This is a genomic window from Kaistia sp. 32K, from assembly GCF_016629525.1.
Classification (GTDB): Bacteria; Pseudomonadota; Alphaproteobacteria; order Rhizobiales; family Kaistiaceae; genus Kaistia.
This window is the reverse complement of sequence record NZ_AP024269.1, coordinates 2,027,935-2,043,285: the sequence shown is the minus strand read 5'-3', so window position 1 is coordinate 2,043,285 and position 15,351 is coordinate 2,027,935. Positions and strand designations below refer to the sequence as shown.

Here is a 15,351-nt window from a genome sequence, read left to right as displayed (position 1 = left end):
GAAACGATGAAATGCTCGAAGCTATTCGCCCGGGTGATGGCGGTGGCGTCGCGGATCGTCATAGATACCGCTGATCCAGTATGCGAGCAGCGCAATACCCAGCAACACAAAGGGTACGATCAGCATATACAGTTGAATGGCGGTCATTCCAGCAACCTTCCCAGAATGGCTCTCGCCAACAAATGTAGTGCTACGCCCAGCAGAAACCAAATAGCAGCGATACCGAGCCACCAAGCTCCAATGGTGGCGTTGCCCGTGCCATAGAGCAAGCTCGCCGTCGGGGTGAGAACGGCGGTTGCCCAAATGGCGACGCCCAGATTGTTCAGCGCCGTCGCCAAGAGCTTTGTGCGTTCGTTGTGCACGGTCTTCATGAGCGCAGCATGCCGCGCTCATGCGAGCTTGTCCATGCGATCGCAACCTGAGGTCGCGACCGCATGCCGGAGCCGAAATCAGCCCTTCAGAATGCTGCGGCCGGCGTATTCCGCCTGCACGCCCAGCTGCTCCTCGATGCGGATGAGCTGGTTGTACTTGGCGGTCCGGTCGGAACGGGCGAGCGAACCCGTCTTGATCTGACCGCAGTTGGTGGCGACCGCGAGGTCGGCGATGGTCGAATCCTCGGTCTCGCCCGAACGGTGCGACATCACCGCCGTGTAGCCGGCGCGATGCGCCATCGAGACGGCGTCGAGGGTCTCGGTGAGCGAGCCGATCTGGTTGACCTTGACCAGGATCGAGTTGGCCGTGCCGGTCTTGATGCCCTGCGACAGGCGCTTGGTGTTGGTGACGAAGAGATCGTCGCCGACCAGCTGCACCTTGTTGCCGATGGCGTCGGTCAGGCTCTTCCAGCCGGCCCAGTCGTCCTCGCTCATGCCGTCCTCGATCGAGATGATCGGGAACTTCGAGGCGAGATCGGCGAGGTAGGCGACCTGCTCGTCGATGGTGCGGACGACGCCTTCGCCTTCGTAGTTGTACTTGCCGTCCTTGAAGAACTCCGTCGCGGCGCAGTCGAGGCCGAGATAGATGTCCTCGCCGAGGCGGTAACCGGCCTTCTCGATCGCCTTGGCGACGAAGTCGAGGGCGGCGGTCGCCGACGGCAGGTTGGGCGCGAAGCCGCCTTCATCGCCGACATTCGTGTTGTGGCCCGCGTCCTTCAGCGCCTTCTTCAGCGTGTGGAAGACCTCGGAGCCCCAGCGGACGGATTCGGCAAACGTCGGCGCGCCGACGGGCAGGATCATGAATTCCTGGAAGTCGATCGGATTGTCGGCATGCGCGCCGCCATTGATGATGTTCATCATCGGCACCGGCAGGACCTTGGCGTTGACGCCGCCGACATAACGATAGAGCGGCTGGCCGGCCGCTTCCGCCGCGGCCTTGGCCAGCGCGAGCGAGACGCCGAGGATGGCGTTGGCGCCGAGGCGAGCCTTGTTCGGCGTGCCGTCGAGATCGATCATCGTGCCGTCGATCATCGCCTGGTCTTCGGCGTCCATGCCGCCAATCGCGTCGAAGATCTCGCCGTTGACGGCCTCGACCGCCTTCAGGACGCCCTTGCCCTGATACTTGGACTTGTCGCCGTCGCGGAGCTCGACGGCCTCATGCGCGCCCGTCGAGGCGCCCGACGGAACCGCGGCGCGGCCAAGCGAACCGTCCTCCAGCAGGACGTCGACCTCGACCGTCGGGTTGCCACGGCTGTCGAGGATCTGGCGGGCGGTGATATCGATGATCGCGGTCATGCGGAATTCCTTGTTCGGACGGTTCGGCTCAACTCTGGCAGCTTCTAGCCTGCCGAGATGGAAGGCGGAAGAGGATCGGCGACAAACAATGACAGGCGCCGGGTGCGGGAGCGACACGGTGCCGGCCAATTCGTCCGGGACGCCGCCAAGTTTGCCCGCTTCCTGTTGCCTTCCGTCTTGCATCGGAAGATGAAGGCGGCATGACGACGCTCCTCATCACCGACGGCGACCAGACCGCCGACCTCCTCGCCGCCGCCGGCAGCCGCGCGACCATCCTGCCCTGGCGCGACGCGCTGCATGATGGTCCGCTCCCGGCGCTCGACACGCTGGAGGCCTTCTCCGCGGTCCGCGCCGAGCATCTCGCCTTGGTGTTCAAGTTCGACCCCGGAACGGTCGCCGCCACCTTCGCCGAGCGCGACGCGGTGATGCGCCGCCATGCCGAGTTCGATCGCATCGAGCTCTGGTTCGAGCACGATCTCTACGACCAGCTTCAATTGCTTCAGGTGCTCGATTTCTTCGCCAGAGAAGAGCGCTCGCAGGGCATCGTCATCGTCCAGGCGGACAGCTTCTTCGCGCTGGAGCGGCCGGATACCGTCATGCGTTTCGCCATCGACGGCGTCCGCGTGAGCCCGGCGCTGCTCAATATGGCGGTGACGGTCTGGGGCGAACTGACGGCGCCGACGCCGCAGGCGATCGCAAAGCGGGCCGGCAAGCCGATCAAGGGCTTTCCCTTCCTGCAGGCCGCGCTCGGCCGCTTTCTCGAGGAACTGCCCCAGCCGGGCACAGGCCTCAACCGCACGGAAATGCGCCTGCTCGACGCGATCGGCATGGACGAACTGTCGCCGGCGGCCCTGTTCCATCAGGCCCGCGAGGCGGAAGAGGCGCCCTTCATGGGCACGTGGCCGTTCTACGCCGTGATCGATTCGCTCGCCTTCTGCGACTTCCCGCTGATCACCGGCGTGCACGCGCCCTATTCGCACGCCGATTCGGAAGTGCATGCCGAATACGTGACCGCGCCGCTGACGCTGACGGATATGGGCGAAGATATCCTCTCCGGCGCGCAGGACCAGATTTCGACCAACGGTATCCGGCGCTGGTGGGGCGGCACCGAACTGAACGGCTTCTCGGCCTGGCGTTTCAACCGCGAAACGAGAACGCTGCTGGAGCCACGCTAAGGAAGAGAACCATGACCGAGCATGAATTGCAGCTGGGGCGCAGCGTCGGCATCGCCGAGAGCCCGGAACAGGCGGAGCTGGACCGCGTCCCCAATCCGCATCCGGATACGCTCTATGTCGCCCGCTTCACCGCGCCGGAATTCACCTCGCTCTGCCCGGTCACCGGGCAGCCGGATTTCGCGCATCTCGTCATCGACTATGTGCCGAAGGACTGGCTGGTCGAATCGAAGTCGCTGAAGCTCTACCTGCACGCCTTCCGCAATCACGGTGCCTTCCACGAAGGCTGCACGATCGACATCGCCAAGCGGCTGGTCGACCTGCTCGATCCGCACTGGCTGCGGATCGGCGGCTACTGGTATCCGCGCGGCGGCATCCCGATCGACGTGTTCTGGCAGAGCGGCCCGGTGCCGGCCCATGTCTGGCTGCCGGACCAGGGCGTCGCAACCTATCGCGGCCGCGGGTAGAGGTCGGTCGTCCGGGGGGCGCTCGCTTCACCTCTCCCAGAGGGAGAGGTCGACGGCCGAAGGCCGGCGGGTGAGGGGTTGAGCCCTAACCGGATGGTTCCCTACCCCCTCACCCGGAGCTTCGCTCCGACCTCTCCCCATGGGAGAGGTTAAGGGGCGCGGCGCGGCTCGCGCCGCCGCGCATCACGTGCAGGAACTGCTCGCGAGTGCCTCTTCGATTGCCGGCGTCGCGCCGCTCAGCGAGACCGTGCCGGCGACCGAGTCGCCAATGGTGACCTCGATCTCCTTGCCGGCGCGCAGCGTATCGACATTTTCCGGCGCCAGCCGAATGCCCCAGCTATGCTCCGTCAGCGCCAGGAAATCGCCGGCGAACCCTTCGCTGCGATCGGTCTTCACCTGGATCTTCTGCCGCAGCACACCGTCCAGCTGACCGCGCGCGGCGATTTCCTGTTTCAGCGTCGCCGGGTCGGAACCATAGGCGATGCGGAAAACCAGCAGCTCCGGCGTGTCGCAATAGAAGGAGACCATCAGCGGCGACTGCCGGTCCTGCGCGATCGCCATGACCGGCGGCCGGGCGGCCTGCTCGTCGAAGCCGGTGAGCGGCTCGACACGCCAGGCGGACGCGCCGTTCAGGATGGCGACCTTGACGTCGGTAACGCGCGGAACGCCCGGCTGCGACGGCACCGGGGCGAAGGCGGCGAGATCGCCATCGGCGGGAGCGGCTGCAGCCGGCTCGGCCGGCTTGGCGGGTTCCGGAGCGCCGGCGAAGGGATCCGGCTTCTCCACCTGCGGCGTTTGCGGCGGCGGCGGCGCGGCGACCTGGCTGCTGCTGCCGCCTCCACCGATGAGGCCGCTCAGCGGGCCTCCCGGCAAGACGGCGATCAGCGCGCCGAGGGCGACGGCGAGACCCGCCGCGCCGATGCCGATCCGCTTCAGCCAGGGCGGCGATGTCGCGTCCTCGGGAGCGTCCTCGGACGGCTCGGCGGGCTCCTCCGCCGCGGGTGGCGGCGGTGGCGGGGGCGCCGGAGCCGCCTCGGTGTGCGGATGAATATTCTGGCGGGCGGCGATCCGGGTCCGCTTCTCGATCATCGCGATCGCGGTGCCGAGATCGCGGCGGAGCGCCGTATAGCGCTCCGGATCCAGCTTGCCGTCTTCCGACGTGCAGGTGGAGCGGATTGTCTTCTCGACGCGCTCGTAAACGCGTCGACGCCCCTCGACCGAGGGATCGGGAAGGTTTGCAATTGCCCGGTCGAGAATAACGACGAGTTCGTTCGGGTCCATCGCGAGGCTTCTTCTCAACGGACGCAGGTTGGCCCCTGCGATTGTTTCACATCATCCCACAAGTCACTGTCTATGGCGACAGACCGCGTCTGCCTACCCCTTTGCAAGCCTGTCGAAGGCCGAAAGCCGCTCGAGCAGGGCCGGCAATTCGTCGATCTGGATCATGTTCGGGCCGTCCGACGGCGCGTTGTCGGGATCCTGATGCGTCTCGATGAAGACGCCGGCGACACCGACGGCGACGGCGGCGCGCGCCAGAACGGCCACGAATTCGCGCTGGCCGCCGGAAGACTCGCCCTGCCCGCCCGGCTGCTGCACGGAATGGGTGGCGTCGAAGATCACCGGGGCGCCCATGGCGGCCATGATCGGCAGCGAGCGCATGTCGGAGACGAGCGTGTTGTAGCCGAAGCTGGCGCCGCGCTCGGTCAGAAGAATGTTGGGATTGCCGCTGCCGACCAGCTTGGTCAGGACGTTCTTCATATCCCAGGGGGCGAGAAACTGGCCCTTCTTGACGTTGATCGTCCTGCCCGTCTCGGCAGCCGCGACCAGAAGGTCGGTCTGGCGCGAGAGGAAGGCCGGGATCTGCAGGATGTCGACCACTTCCGCCACGATCGCGCACTGCTCGCGCTCGTGGATGTCGGTCAGGATCGGCAGGCCGAATTCCTTCTTCAGATCGGCGAAAATCGGGAGCGCCGCGTCGAGCCCGGCGCCGCGCTTGCCGGAGAGGCTGGTGCGGTTCGCCTTGTCGAACGAGGACTTGTAGACGAGCCCCATGCCCAGCGCGCTGGTCATCTCCTTCAGCCGGCCAGCCATGTCGAAGGCATGCTGCCGGCTCTCGAGCTGGCAGGGTCCGGCGATCAGCGTCAGCGGCAGGTCGTTGCCGAACGTCGCGTTGCCGACCGAGACATGCGCATTGGGGGCAGTCGTCATCATTCACCGTGCCTTGGAGTCAATCGAAGCGTGGCCAGTCCCTTACAACGTCATCGGCGGCGAAGCGACCCTCGCCGGCCACAACACGTCCAGGCGCACCACTCACCGCAGCAGACTGCGGCGGTTTGAGGACATTTTCGAAGGAGCCTCGATTCCCCAGCGTAAAGATATGTGGCCGGGCGTTACGAGGCTTGAGCCACGGTGGGGGTGACGATCCGGCGGCTTCCGCCGGATCGTATGGCCTCAGACGAGGCGCGCCTTCTCGATCGCCGCGGCGATGAACGACGCGAACAGCGGATGCGGATCGAGCGGCCGCGACTTCAGCTCGGGGTGATACTGCACGCCGATGAACCACGGATGGTCCGGAAGCTCGACCGTCTCCGGCAGGACGCCATCCGGCGACATGCCGGCGAAGCGCATGCCGCAGCTCTCCAGACGATCCTTGTAGTCGATATTGACTTCGTAGCGGTGGCGATGACGCTCGGAGATCGTCGTCGTGCCGTAGATCTCGGCGATCTTCGAGCCCGGCTCCAGATGGCCTTCATAGGCGCCGAGGCGCATCGTGCCGCCGAGATCGCCGGTCGAATGGCGCTTCTCGAGCATGTTGCCCTTCAGCCATTCGGTCATCAGGCCGACCACCGGCTCCTCGGCCGGGCCGAACTCGGTGGAGCTCGCCTTCTCGATGCCGGCGAGATTGCGGGCCGCCTCGATCACAGCCATCTGCATGCCGAAGCAGATGCCGAAATACGGCACGTTGTGGCGGCGCGCGAAGCCGGCCGCCTTGATCTTGCCTTCCGAGCCGCGCTCGCCGAAGCCGCCCGGCACGAGGATGCCGTTGACCCGCTCCAGATAGGGCGCCGGATCTTCCTTCTCGAAGATCTCGCTCTCGATCCAGTCGATGTTGACCTTGACCGTGTTGGCGATGCCGCCGTGCTGGAGCGCCTCGATCAGCGACTTATAGGCGTCCTTGAGGCCGGTATACTTGCCGACCACGGCGATCGTCACCTCGCCCTCGGGGGCGCGCAGCTTGCTGGTCAGCGCCTTCCACTTGTCGAGGACGGGCGGCGCGGCGTCGGTGATGCCGAACGCGGCCAACACTTCGTCGTCGAGGCCCTCGGCGTGATAGCTGGTCGGGACGTCATAGATATGCGCGACGTCGAGCGCCTGGATGACGGCGGATTCGCGCACATTGCAGAACAGCGACAGCTTACGGCGCTCTTCCTTCGGAATCGGGCGGTCGCTGCGGCAGAGCAGGATGTCCGGCTGGATGCCGATCGAGCGCAGTTCCTTCACCGAATGCTGGGTCGGCTTGGTCTTCAGCTCGCCCGCGCTCGGGATGTAGGGCATCAGCGTCAGGTGGATGTAGACGACATTGCCGCGCGGCAGATCGTTGCCGAGCTGGCGGATCGCCTCCAGGAACGGCATCGCCTCGATGTCGCCGACCGTGCCGCCGATCTCGCAGAGCACGAAATCGACATCGTCATTGCCGGAGAGCACGAAGGCCTTGATGGCGTCGGTGACGTGCGGAATGACCTGCACCGTACCGCCGAGATAATCGCCGCGGCGCTCCTTGGCGATGATCTCCTGGTAAATCTTGCCGGTGGTCACCGAATCGGCCTTCGAGGCCGGGCGCCCGGTGAAGCGCTCATAGTGTCCGAGATCCAGATCCGTCTCGGCGCCGTCGTCGGTGACGAACACCTCGCCGTGCTGATACGGGCTCATCGTGCCCGGATCGACGTTCAGATAGGGATCGAGCTTCCTCAGACGGACCTTGTAGCCTCGCGACTGGAGCATTGCTCCGAGCGCCGCCGAGGCGATGCCCTTGCCAAGCGAGGAAACCACACCGCCGGTGATGAAAATGTACCGCGCCATGGGCCTCTACCTCAGTTTCGATCGACCGATTCGTTTCGACAAGAGCTGGCCGCCGCACAAATTGACGGCCACGCCCACATTCAGCAATTGCCCCTCTCCAAATAAAACGTCGCCGCACGGAACCGCGCGGCGACGCGAATGGAGAAAGGCTTGAGCGCGCGGTTACTGCGAGCTCGGAACCGAGGGAGCCGCAGGGGCAGCCGGTGCCGGGGTTGCCGGAGCCGTCTCGCCTGCCGGCGCGGCGGGAGCCGCTGCCGGAGCGGCAGGAGCCGCGCCGCCTGCCGGCGGCTTCTGGCCGGGCAGCTGATCCAGGATGCCCTGACCCGTGCCGGCCGGCGCCGACGGCGAGGACTGGCTCTGGATCTGATCGAGGATCGAGGACGGCCGCTCGCCGTACCGCGTCAGGAGGGTCAGCCCCATCGAGGTGATGAAGAAGATCGCCGCGAGGATTGCCGTCGTGCGGGTCAGGACGTTGGCCGAACCACGCGCCGACATGAATCCGCCGCCGCCGCCGATACCCAGAGCTCCGCCTTCGGAGCGCTGCAGCAAAACAACGGCGACGAGCGCGACGACCACCATCAGGTGGATCACGATGATGACTGTCTGCATCGATGTCTCTGATCAGAATTCAAAAAAGCTGGCGGCCTTGTACACGATCGGTTTCGCCGTTTCCAGTGCCGCGCCCCTGATATGGAGAGCGAAGAACCGGAAACAAGCCAAACGCGGCATCATGCATAGGCCGCGGCGATACCGAGAAAGTCTGCCGCCTTGAGGCTGGCGCCGCCGACGAGCGCGCCGTCGACATTCTCGATCCTCAGAATTTCGCCGGCGTTGGAAGGCTTTACCGAGCCGCCGTAGAGAATGCGCATCCCCTCGCCTTCCGCGCCGAAGCGGGCGACGAGGCGCTGGCGGATATGCGCATGCACCTCGGCGATGTCCTCGTTCGACGGAACCAGGCCGGTGCCGATCGCCCAGACCGGCTCATAGGCAATGACGAGATTGGCCGCGGACGCGCCGTCGGGCACCGAACCCTCGAGCTGCGTGTCGACGACGGAAAGCGTCGTGCCGCCGCGCCGCTCGGCTTCCGTCTCGCCGATGCAGAGGATGGCGACGAGGCCGGCCCGCCAGGCGGCCTCGGCCTTGGCGCGGACGATCGCATCTGTCTCGGCATGATCCGTCCGGCGCTCGGAATGGCCGACGATGACGTGGCTGGCGCCGGTGTCGGCGATCATCTCGGCCGAGAGATCGCCGGTATGCGCGCCGCTCGCCTTGGCGTGGCAATCCTGCGCGCCGATCGCGACGCGGCTGCCGAGCGCCGCCAGCGCAAAGGGAATCAGCTGCGTCGCCGGCGGGCAGATCGCGAGATCCACCTTCGCACGCAGCGCCGGAGCGTAGCCTGCCATGACCTGCACCAGCTCCCCCGCCGAGGCTTTCAGGCCGTTCATCTTCCAGTTGCCGGCGATGAACGGTTTCGGCTTGGCGTCGGTCATGGCGTTTCCTGAACTCTGGTTTGTGATTGCCTCCTTTGCAGCCGCAGGAGGCCGACAAGTCAAGCCGGCAGATCATATCGGGGCAGCCCGGACGACCGCGAATCCCCCACCCAACCCTCGCGCGAATCACAATCGCACAGCCCGTTGTCGTTGTTGACGCGCTGCGCCTTGCCCCGGCGAGGGGTCCTTTCTATGATCGCGCGCCCGAAGCGGGGCCGGAAAAGTCCCCGCGCGTTAGAGGACGTCGATGCTCAATACGATGCGCAAATACGCCGCCGGCTGGGTGGCGCAGATCTTACTCGGCCTGCTCGTGCTGAGCTTCGCCGTCTGGGGCATCGCCGATGTCTTCACCGGAGTCGGCAATCATTCCGTCGCCCGCGTCGGCAGCACGGACATTTCCACGGTCAATTTCGATCGCGCCTACCGCCGCGAACTGCAGGCGATGAGCCAGCGCCTCGGCCAGCAGGTCACGCCCGACCAGGCCAAGATGCTCGGCATTCCGAACCAGGTGCTGGGACGTCTGGTGACGGAGGCAGCCCTCGACGACCAGGCCAACAGCCTGCATATCGGCGTCTCCAAGGACATGCTGATCCGTGAGATCGCGGACGACCCGGCCTTCAAGGGCGCGGGCGGCACGTTCGACCGCAACTATTTCGTTTCGCTGCTGCGCAACAACGGCATGACCGAGGACGCCTATGTCGTCCAGCGCCGCGCGGAAGAGAAGCGCCAGCAGATCGCCGAGTCGATCTCCGGCGGCGCCACCGCTCCGAATGCGTTCTCCAAGGCGCTGCACGAGTACCAGACCGAGCAGCGCGACATCCGCTTCATCGTGCTGCCGTCCTCGGTGGTCGGCGAGATCCCGGCGCCGAATGCCGACGAGCTCACCGCCTACTACAATGACAACAAGGCGGAGTGGCGCGCCCCGGAAGCCCGCACCATCAGCTTCATCAAGCTCGGCGCCGCCGAAGTCGCGCGTCCCGAGGACGTCAGCGACGAGGACGCCAAGAAGGCCTATGAGGCCGAGAAGGCCAGCTTCTCGACGCCCGAGACGCGCCACGTCTTCCAGGTCGTCTTCGCCGACGAGAGCACGGCGCAGGCTGCCGCCGATCGGCTCAAGGCCGGCGAAGACTTCAATGCCGTGCTGGAAAGCACCGGCAAGAAGCTCGCCGACGTCGACCTCGGCGTGCTGACTCGCGACAAGCTGATCGATCCGGCCGTCGCCGAGGCCGCCTTCTCGCTCGCGCCGAACGGCACCAGCGACGTGGTCAAGGGCAGCTTCGGCCCGGTCGTCGTGCGGGTCACCGACGTCGTGCCGGAATCGGTCAAGCCGTTCGACGAGGTCAAGGGCGAGCTCAAGAAGACGCTCGCGCTCGGCAACGCCCGGTCCGACGTCAACGTGCTGCGCGATTCGATCGAGGACGCTCGCGCCGGTGGCGCCTCGTTCGAGGAAATCGCCGCCAACAATAAGCTGACGGTGAAGAAGATCACCGTCGACCAGCAGGGCAAGGACCCGCAGGGCAACGCCGTGGCCGACATCCCGGCCCAGGCGGAGCTGCTGAAGGCCGCTTTCGAGAGCGACATCGGCATCGACAATTCGGCGGTCCCGACCGAGGACGGCTATGTCTGGTACGCCATCGCCGACATCAACCCGTCGCATGACCGTCCGCTCGACGAGGTCCGCGAGAAGGTCATCGAGGCCTGGAAGAAGCAGAGCACGGCCGACAAGCTCCTCGCCAAGGCGAAGGACGCCCAGGACCGTCTCGGCAAGGGTGAGACGCTGGACGCAATTGCCAGCTCGCTCGGCCTGACGGTCGCCACGCGCGACAAGCAGACCCGCGCCTCGCAGCCGGGCGAAGGCCTCTCGGTCGAAGCCCTCAAGGCCGCCTTTGCCGGTCCGAAGGGATCGTCGGACGTGGCGCCGGGCGCGCAGGACGGCGAGCAGATCGTTCTGCAGGTAGCGGATGTGGTCGAGACCCCGTACACTCCCGCCAAGGACGACAGCAATCCGCTGACCCAGCAGCTTGCCGACTCCATGCAGAACGACCTTCTGCAGCAATACGTGTCCGAGCTGCAGCGTCAGCTGGGCGCGACGGTCAACCAGACCGCGCTGCAGCAGATCATCAGCGCCATCTAAGGGTTGGTTGGATACCATGTCGCCACGCCATTCACCCGATCTGCGAGAAGGACAGGCGCGCCACGCGCGCCTCGTCCCGGTCGCATTCGACGGCATCCCGGCCCCGCGCGGGGCCGGCTGGTGGCCGTCCACGGGCGATGGACAGCGGGCGGCATGCTGGCGGCGCACGCAGACCTGGCGATGGCGTTGACCATCGATCCCGGCTCGGCCGGGAAGATGATGAACACGCCATAGCCGCGACCGCGTCGCGCTGCCACGCAAGGCTCCAGGAGCCTTCCCAACTTGATGGACTGAAACCATGTTGATCGAGCCGTCGCTGGAGACGATTGCGCCTGCCTATGATGAAGGGCGCGCGCAGGTCGTCTGGACCCGAATGGTTGCCGATTTGGAGACCCCGGTCTCCGCCATGCTGAAGCTCTCGGCCGGACGGTCGAAGACGTTCCTGCTCGAATCGGTCGAAGGCGGCGCCGTGCGCGGCCGCTATTCGATGATCGGCATCGAGCCCGACCTGATCTTCCGCGCCTTCGGCGACCGCGCCGAACTGAACCGGACGCCCGCGCACGATCCCGACGCCTTCGCGCCGCTGGAAGGGCGCTCGCTCGACGCGCTGCGCCGCGTCATCGCCGAATCGCACATCGATCTGCCGGAGAGCCTGCCCCCGATGTCAGCGGGCATCTTCGGCTATCTCGGCTACGACATGGTCCGCCAGATGGAAGAACTCGGCGCGCCGAACCCGGACGCGCTCGGCGTTCCCGACGCGATCATGCTGCGTCCGACGGTCATGGTGGTGTTCGATTCGATCAAGGACGAGATCACGCTGGTGACCCCGGTGCGTCCGGCGGCCGGCGTCACCGCGGCCCAGGCCCATGCCCGCGCCGTCGAGCGGCTGACGGCGGTGGTCGATACGCTCGAAGGCCCGCTGCACCGCAGCCCCTACCCCGACGACATCGACCTCGCCGTGCCCGTCGTCTCCAACACCACGCATGCGCGCTATCTGGAGATGGTCGCCAAGGCGAAGGAATACATCGCAGCCGGCGACATCTTCCAGGTCGTGCTGTCGCAGCGCTTCGAGGCGCCGTTCAGCCTGCCGCCCTTCGCGCTCTACCGGGCGCTGCGCCGGACGAACCCGTCGCCCTTCCTCTATTTCCTGGATTTCGGCGACTTCGCCGTTGCCGGCTCCAGCCCGGAGATCCTGGTTCGCGTTAGGGATGGCGAGGTGACGATCCGTCCGATCGCCGGCACCCGCCGCCGGGGCGCGACGCCCGACGAGGACAAGGCGCTGGCCGCTGAACTCCTGGCCGATCCGAAGGAACTGGCGGAGCACCTCATGCTGCTCGACCTCGGCCGCAACGATGTCGGCCGCGTCGCCGAAATCGGCACGGTGAAGGTCACCGACAAGTTCTTCCTCGAGTACTACAGTCAGGTGATGCATATCGTCTCGAACGTCATCGGCCGGCTGTCATCTGAATACGATATGCTGGACGCGCTCGCGGCCGGCTTCCCGGCCGGCACGGTTTCCGGCGCGCCGAAGGTGCGCGCGATGGAGATCATCGACGAGCTCGAAGGCGAGAAGCGCGGCATCTATGCCGGCTGCGTCGGCTACTTCTCGGCCGATGGCGCGATGGACACCTGCATCGTGCTGCGCACCTCGATCGTCAAGGACGGCAAGATGTATGCGCAGGCCGGCGCCGGCATCGTCGCCGACAGTGTGCCGGAGAGCGAGCACCAGGAATGCATCGCCAAGGCGCGTGCGCTCTTCCGTGCAGCCGAGGAAGCGGTAAAGTTCGCTTCTCAGGCTGGGCGCGGGCAGTAGACGAAGCAGAGGGGACGCAGGATCATGGCCTTTCTCGTCATCGATAACTACGACAGCTTCACCTACAATCTCGTCCATTATCTGGGGGAGCTTGGCGCCAAGCTGATCATCAAGCGCAACGACAAGATCACGGTCGAGGAGGTCATCGCCCTCGATCCGGAGGGAATCGTGCTTTCGCCGGGCCCCTGCACGCCGAACGAGGCGGGCATCTGCCTCGACCTGATCGAGCGCGTCGGCGACACCATTCCGATCTTCGGCGTCTGCCTCGGCCACCAGGCCATCGGCCAGGCGATGGGCGGCGACGTCATCCGCGCGCCAAGCCAGATGCACGGCAAGATCTCGACCATCAACCATACCGGCAAGAGCGTTTTCCGCGGCATCAACGGCCCGTTCAAGGCAACGCGCTACCACTCGCTGACGGTGAAGCGCGAGACCATGCCGGCGGTGCTGGAGATCACGGCGGAATCGGAAGATGGCGTCGTCATGGGCGCCATGCACAAGACCCTGCCGATGCACGGCGTGCAGTTCCACCCGGAGAGCATCGCCTCCGAGCATGGGCACCTGATGCTGAAAAACTTCCTCGACCTCGCGGCCGAATGGAATGCGAGGAATCGCACTCCCCGGTCGGTCGCGTGAGGCGGAGGCAGCATGAGTGACCTGAAATCCCACATCGCCAAGGTCGCCTCCGGCAAGTCGCTGGAGCGGGCCGAGGCGGAATCAGCCTTCGACGTGATCATGTCGGGGTCGGCGACGCCGGCCCAGATCGGCGGCTTCCTGATGGCGCTGCGCGTGCGCGGCGAGACCGTCGACGAGATCGCCGGCGCGGTCGCGACGATGCGCTCCAAGATGCTGCCGGTGGACGCGCCCGCCGATGCCATCGACATCGTCGGCACGGGCGGTGACGGCGCCCACACCTACAACATCTCGACCGCCTCGGCCTTCGTCGTGGCGGGCGCGGGCGTCCCCGTCGCCAAGCATGGCAACCGCGCCGTCTCGTCGAAATCCGGCGCCGCCGACGTGCTGGCGGCGCTCGGCGTCAATGTCGACATCTCGCCGGAGGCGATCGGCCGATCGATTCGCGACGTCGGCATTGGCTTCATGTTCGCGCCGATGCATCATTCGGCGATGAAGCATGTCGGCCCTGCCCGCGTCGAGCTGGGCACCCGGACGATCTTCAACCTGCTCGGACCGCTCTCCAATCCCGGCGGCGTCAAGCGCCAGCTGATCGGCGTCTATTCGGAAGAATGGGTCGAGCCGATCGCCAAGGTGCTGGCGGCGCTCGGCTCGGAAAGCGCGTGGATCGTCCATGGCGCCGGTGGCGTCGACGAGATCACCACCGCCGGGCAGACCAAGGTCGCGGCGCTGAGGAACGGGCGGATCGAGACGTTTTCCATTGATCCGGTCTCGGTCGGCCTGCCCGTCTCGCCAGTTGACGCGATCCGCGGCGGCGATGCCCAGTACAACGCGGCCGCGCTGCGCGCCCTGCTCGAAGGCGAGCGCGGCGCCTATCGCGACACCGTGCTGATGAACGCCGGCGCGGCACTGATCGTCGCTGGCCGGGCTGAGACGCTGGCCGAGGGCGTCGCGCTCGCCGCCGCCTCGATCGACGAAGGCCGCGCGCATGAACGCCTCGATCGCCTCGTCGCGATCACGAACGGATAGAGTGATGACCGATATCCTGAAGAAGATCGAAGCGACCAAGCGCGAGGAGATCGCGGCGGCGAAGGCCAGGGTGCCAGAGGCCGAGATCATCGCCCGCGCCAGGGACGTCGTGCCGGCGCGCGGCTTCGTCGACGCCATCCGCCGCAAGCTCGCGGCGAATGAGCCGGCGCTGATCGCCGAGATCAAGAAGGCCAGCCCGTCGAAGGGGCTGATCCGCCCGGATTTCGACCCGCCGGCGCTGGCTCGCGCCTATAAGGCCGGCGGCGCCGCCTGCCTCTCCGTGCTGACCGACACGCCCTATTTCCAGGGCTCGCCCGACTATCTGGTCGCCGCCCGCGAGGCCGTCGACCTGCCGGCGTTGCGCAAGGACTTCCTCTACGAGGACTACCAGGTCTACGAGGCGCGCGCCTGGGGCGCCGACTGCATCCTGATCATCATGGCCGGCGTCTCCGACGACGTCGCCGTGTCGCTGGAAGATACCGCCTTCGAGCTCGGCATGGACGTGCTGATCGAGGTGCATGACGAGGCGGAGCTCGAGCGCGCGCTGAAGCTGAAGTCGCCGCTGGTCGGCATCAACAACCGCAACCTGCGCACCTTCGAGGTCTCGCTCGAGACTTCCGAGCGGCTGGCGGCGCTTGTGCCCGACGACCGGATCCTGGTCGGCGAGAGCGGCATCTTCACCCCGGCCGACATCGCGCGGCTGCGGAATGTGCGGATCGACACCTATCTCGTCGGCGAAAGTCTGATGCGGCAGGAGGAGGTCGCGGCTGCGACCGCGCATCTTCTCGGCCGCGCCACGGCCTGAG

The 15,351-nt window shown here is 66.3% G+C and carries 15 protein-coding genes; 7 read left to right on the top strand and 8 right to left on the bottom strand.

Annotated features, from left to right (window positions below; all coding sequences use genetic code 11):
* Positions 1 to 21 precede the first annotated feature (21 nt).
* The 3 genes from K32_RS25020 to eno all read right to left on the bottom strand — a co-directional run bounded on the left by K32_RS25020 (position 22) and on the right by eno (position 1,727).
* Positions 22 to 147: a hypothetical protein gene (locus K32_RS25020; RefSeq protein ID WP_256434786.1), complete on the bottom strand. Its 126-nt coding sequence runs from the start codon at positions 145 to 147 to the stop codon at positions 22 to 24.
* Positions 144 to 371, bottom strand: a complete 228-nt coding sequence (locus K32_RS09205; protein ID WP_201403723.1) for a hypothetical protein — start codon at positions 369 to 371, stop codon at positions 144 to 146. Before K32_RS09205 ends, K32_RS25020 begins: the two co-directional genes overlap by 4 nt.
* A gap of 78 nt (positions 372 to 449) precedes the next feature.
* Complete coding sequence (gene eno / locus K32_RS09200) at positions 450 to 1,727, bottom strand: phosphopyruvate hydratase (protein WP_201403722.1); 1,278 nt, start codon at positions 1,725 to 1,727, stop codon at positions 450 to 452.
* A 200-nt stretch (positions 1,728 to 1,927) separates the two neighbouring features.
* On the opposite strand from eno, the gene K32_RS09195 reads away from it, so the two are divergent.
* Positions 1,928 to 2,902, top strand: a complete 975-nt coding sequence (locus K32_RS09195; RefSeq protein WP_201403721.1) for a hypothetical protein — start codon at positions 1,928 to 1,930, stop codon at positions 2,900 to 2,902.
* An 11-nt stretch (positions 2,903 to 2,913) separates the two neighbouring features.
* On the top strand, positions 2,914 to 3,366 hold the full coding sequence (gene queF, locus K32_RS09190) for a preQ(1) synthase (protein ID WP_201403720.1): 453 nt from the start codon (positions 2,914 to 2,916) through the stop codon (positions 3,364 to 3,366).
* Positions 3,367 to 3,549: 183 nt separating this feature from the next.
* Here queF and K32_RS09185 read toward each other — a convergent pair whose 3' ends face one another.
* The 5 genes from K32_RS09185 to tpiA all read right to left on the bottom strand — a co-directional run bounded on the left by K32_RS09185 (position 3,550) and on the right by tpiA (position 8,936).
* Complete coding sequence (locus K32_RS09185) at positions 3,550 to 4,647, bottom strand: hypothetical protein (RefSeq protein WP_201403719.1); 1,098 nt, start codon at positions 4,645 to 4,647, stop codon at positions 3,550 to 3,552.
* Between the two features lie 93 nt (positions 4,648 to 4,740).
* A complete protein-coding gene (gene kdsA / locus K32_RS09180; RefSeq protein ID WP_201404430.1) occupies positions 4,741 to 5,574 on the bottom strand; it encodes a 3-deoxy-8-phosphooctulonate synthase in 834 nt (277 codons plus the stop codon).
* A gap of 243 nt (positions 5,575 to 5,817) precedes the next feature.
* Positions 5,818 to 7,446, bottom strand: a complete 1,629-nt coding sequence (locus K32_RS09175; protein ID WP_201403718.1) for a CTP synthase — start codon at positions 7,444 to 7,446, stop codon at positions 5,818 to 5,820.
* 162 nt (positions 7,447 to 7,608) lie between these two features.
* Positions 7,609 to 8,055, bottom strand: a complete 447-nt coding sequence (secG, locus tag K32_RS09170) for a preprotein translocase subunit SecG (RefSeq protein WP_201403717.1) — start codon at positions 8,053 to 8,055, stop codon at positions 7,609 to 7,611.
* A 119-nt stretch (positions 8,056 to 8,174) separates the two neighbouring features.
* Complete coding sequence (tpiA, locus tag K32_RS09165; RefSeq protein WP_201403716.1) at positions 8,175 to 8,936, bottom strand: triose-phosphate isomerase; 762 nt, start codon at positions 8,934 to 8,936, stop codon at positions 8,175 to 8,177.
* Between the two features lie 247 nt (positions 8,937 to 9,183).
* Here tpiA and K32_RS09160 point away from each other — a divergent pair, with 247 nt between their 5' ends.
* The 5 genes from K32_RS09160 to trpC all read left to right on the top strand — a co-directional run bounded on the left by K32_RS09160 (position 9,184) and on the right by trpC (position 15,350).
* Positions 9,184 to 11,070 (top strand): SurA N-terminal domain-containing protein, encoded by a 1,887-nt coding sequence (locus tag K32_RS09160; protein ID WP_201403715.1) that lies wholly within the window; start codon positions 9,184 to 9,186, stop codon positions 11,068 to 11,070.
* 298 nt (positions 11,071 to 11,368) lie between these two features.
* On the top strand, positions 11,369 to 12,883 hold the full coding sequence (gene trpE, locus K32_RS09155) for an anthranilate synthase component I (RefSeq protein ID WP_201403714.1): 1,515 nt from the start codon (positions 11,369 to 11,371) through the stop codon (positions 12,881 to 12,883).
* A gap of 24 nt (positions 12,884 to 12,907) precedes the next feature.
* Positions 12,908 to 13,519 carry an aminodeoxychorismate/anthranilate synthase component II gene (locus K32_RS09150; protein ID WP_201403713.1) on the top strand — a complete coding sequence of 204 codons (612 nt, stop codon included), beginning with the start codon at positions 12,908 to 12,910 and terminating at the stop codon, positions 13,517 to 13,519.
* 12 nt (positions 13,520 to 13,531) lie between these two features.
* On the top strand, positions 13,532 to 14,545 hold the full coding sequence (trpD, locus tag K32_RS09145) for an anthranilate phosphoribosyltransferase (RefSeq protein ID WP_201403712.1): 1,014 nt from the start codon (positions 13,532 to 13,534) through the stop codon (positions 14,543 to 14,545).
* 4 nt (positions 14,546 to 14,549) lie between these two features.
* Positions 14,550 to 15,350: an indole-3-glycerol phosphate synthase TrpC gene (trpC, locus tag K32_RS09140; RefSeq protein WP_201403711.1), complete on the top strand. Its 801-nt coding sequence runs from the start codon at positions 14,550 to 14,552 to the stop codon at positions 15,348 to 15,350.
* Position 15,351 lies beyond the last annotated feature (1 nt).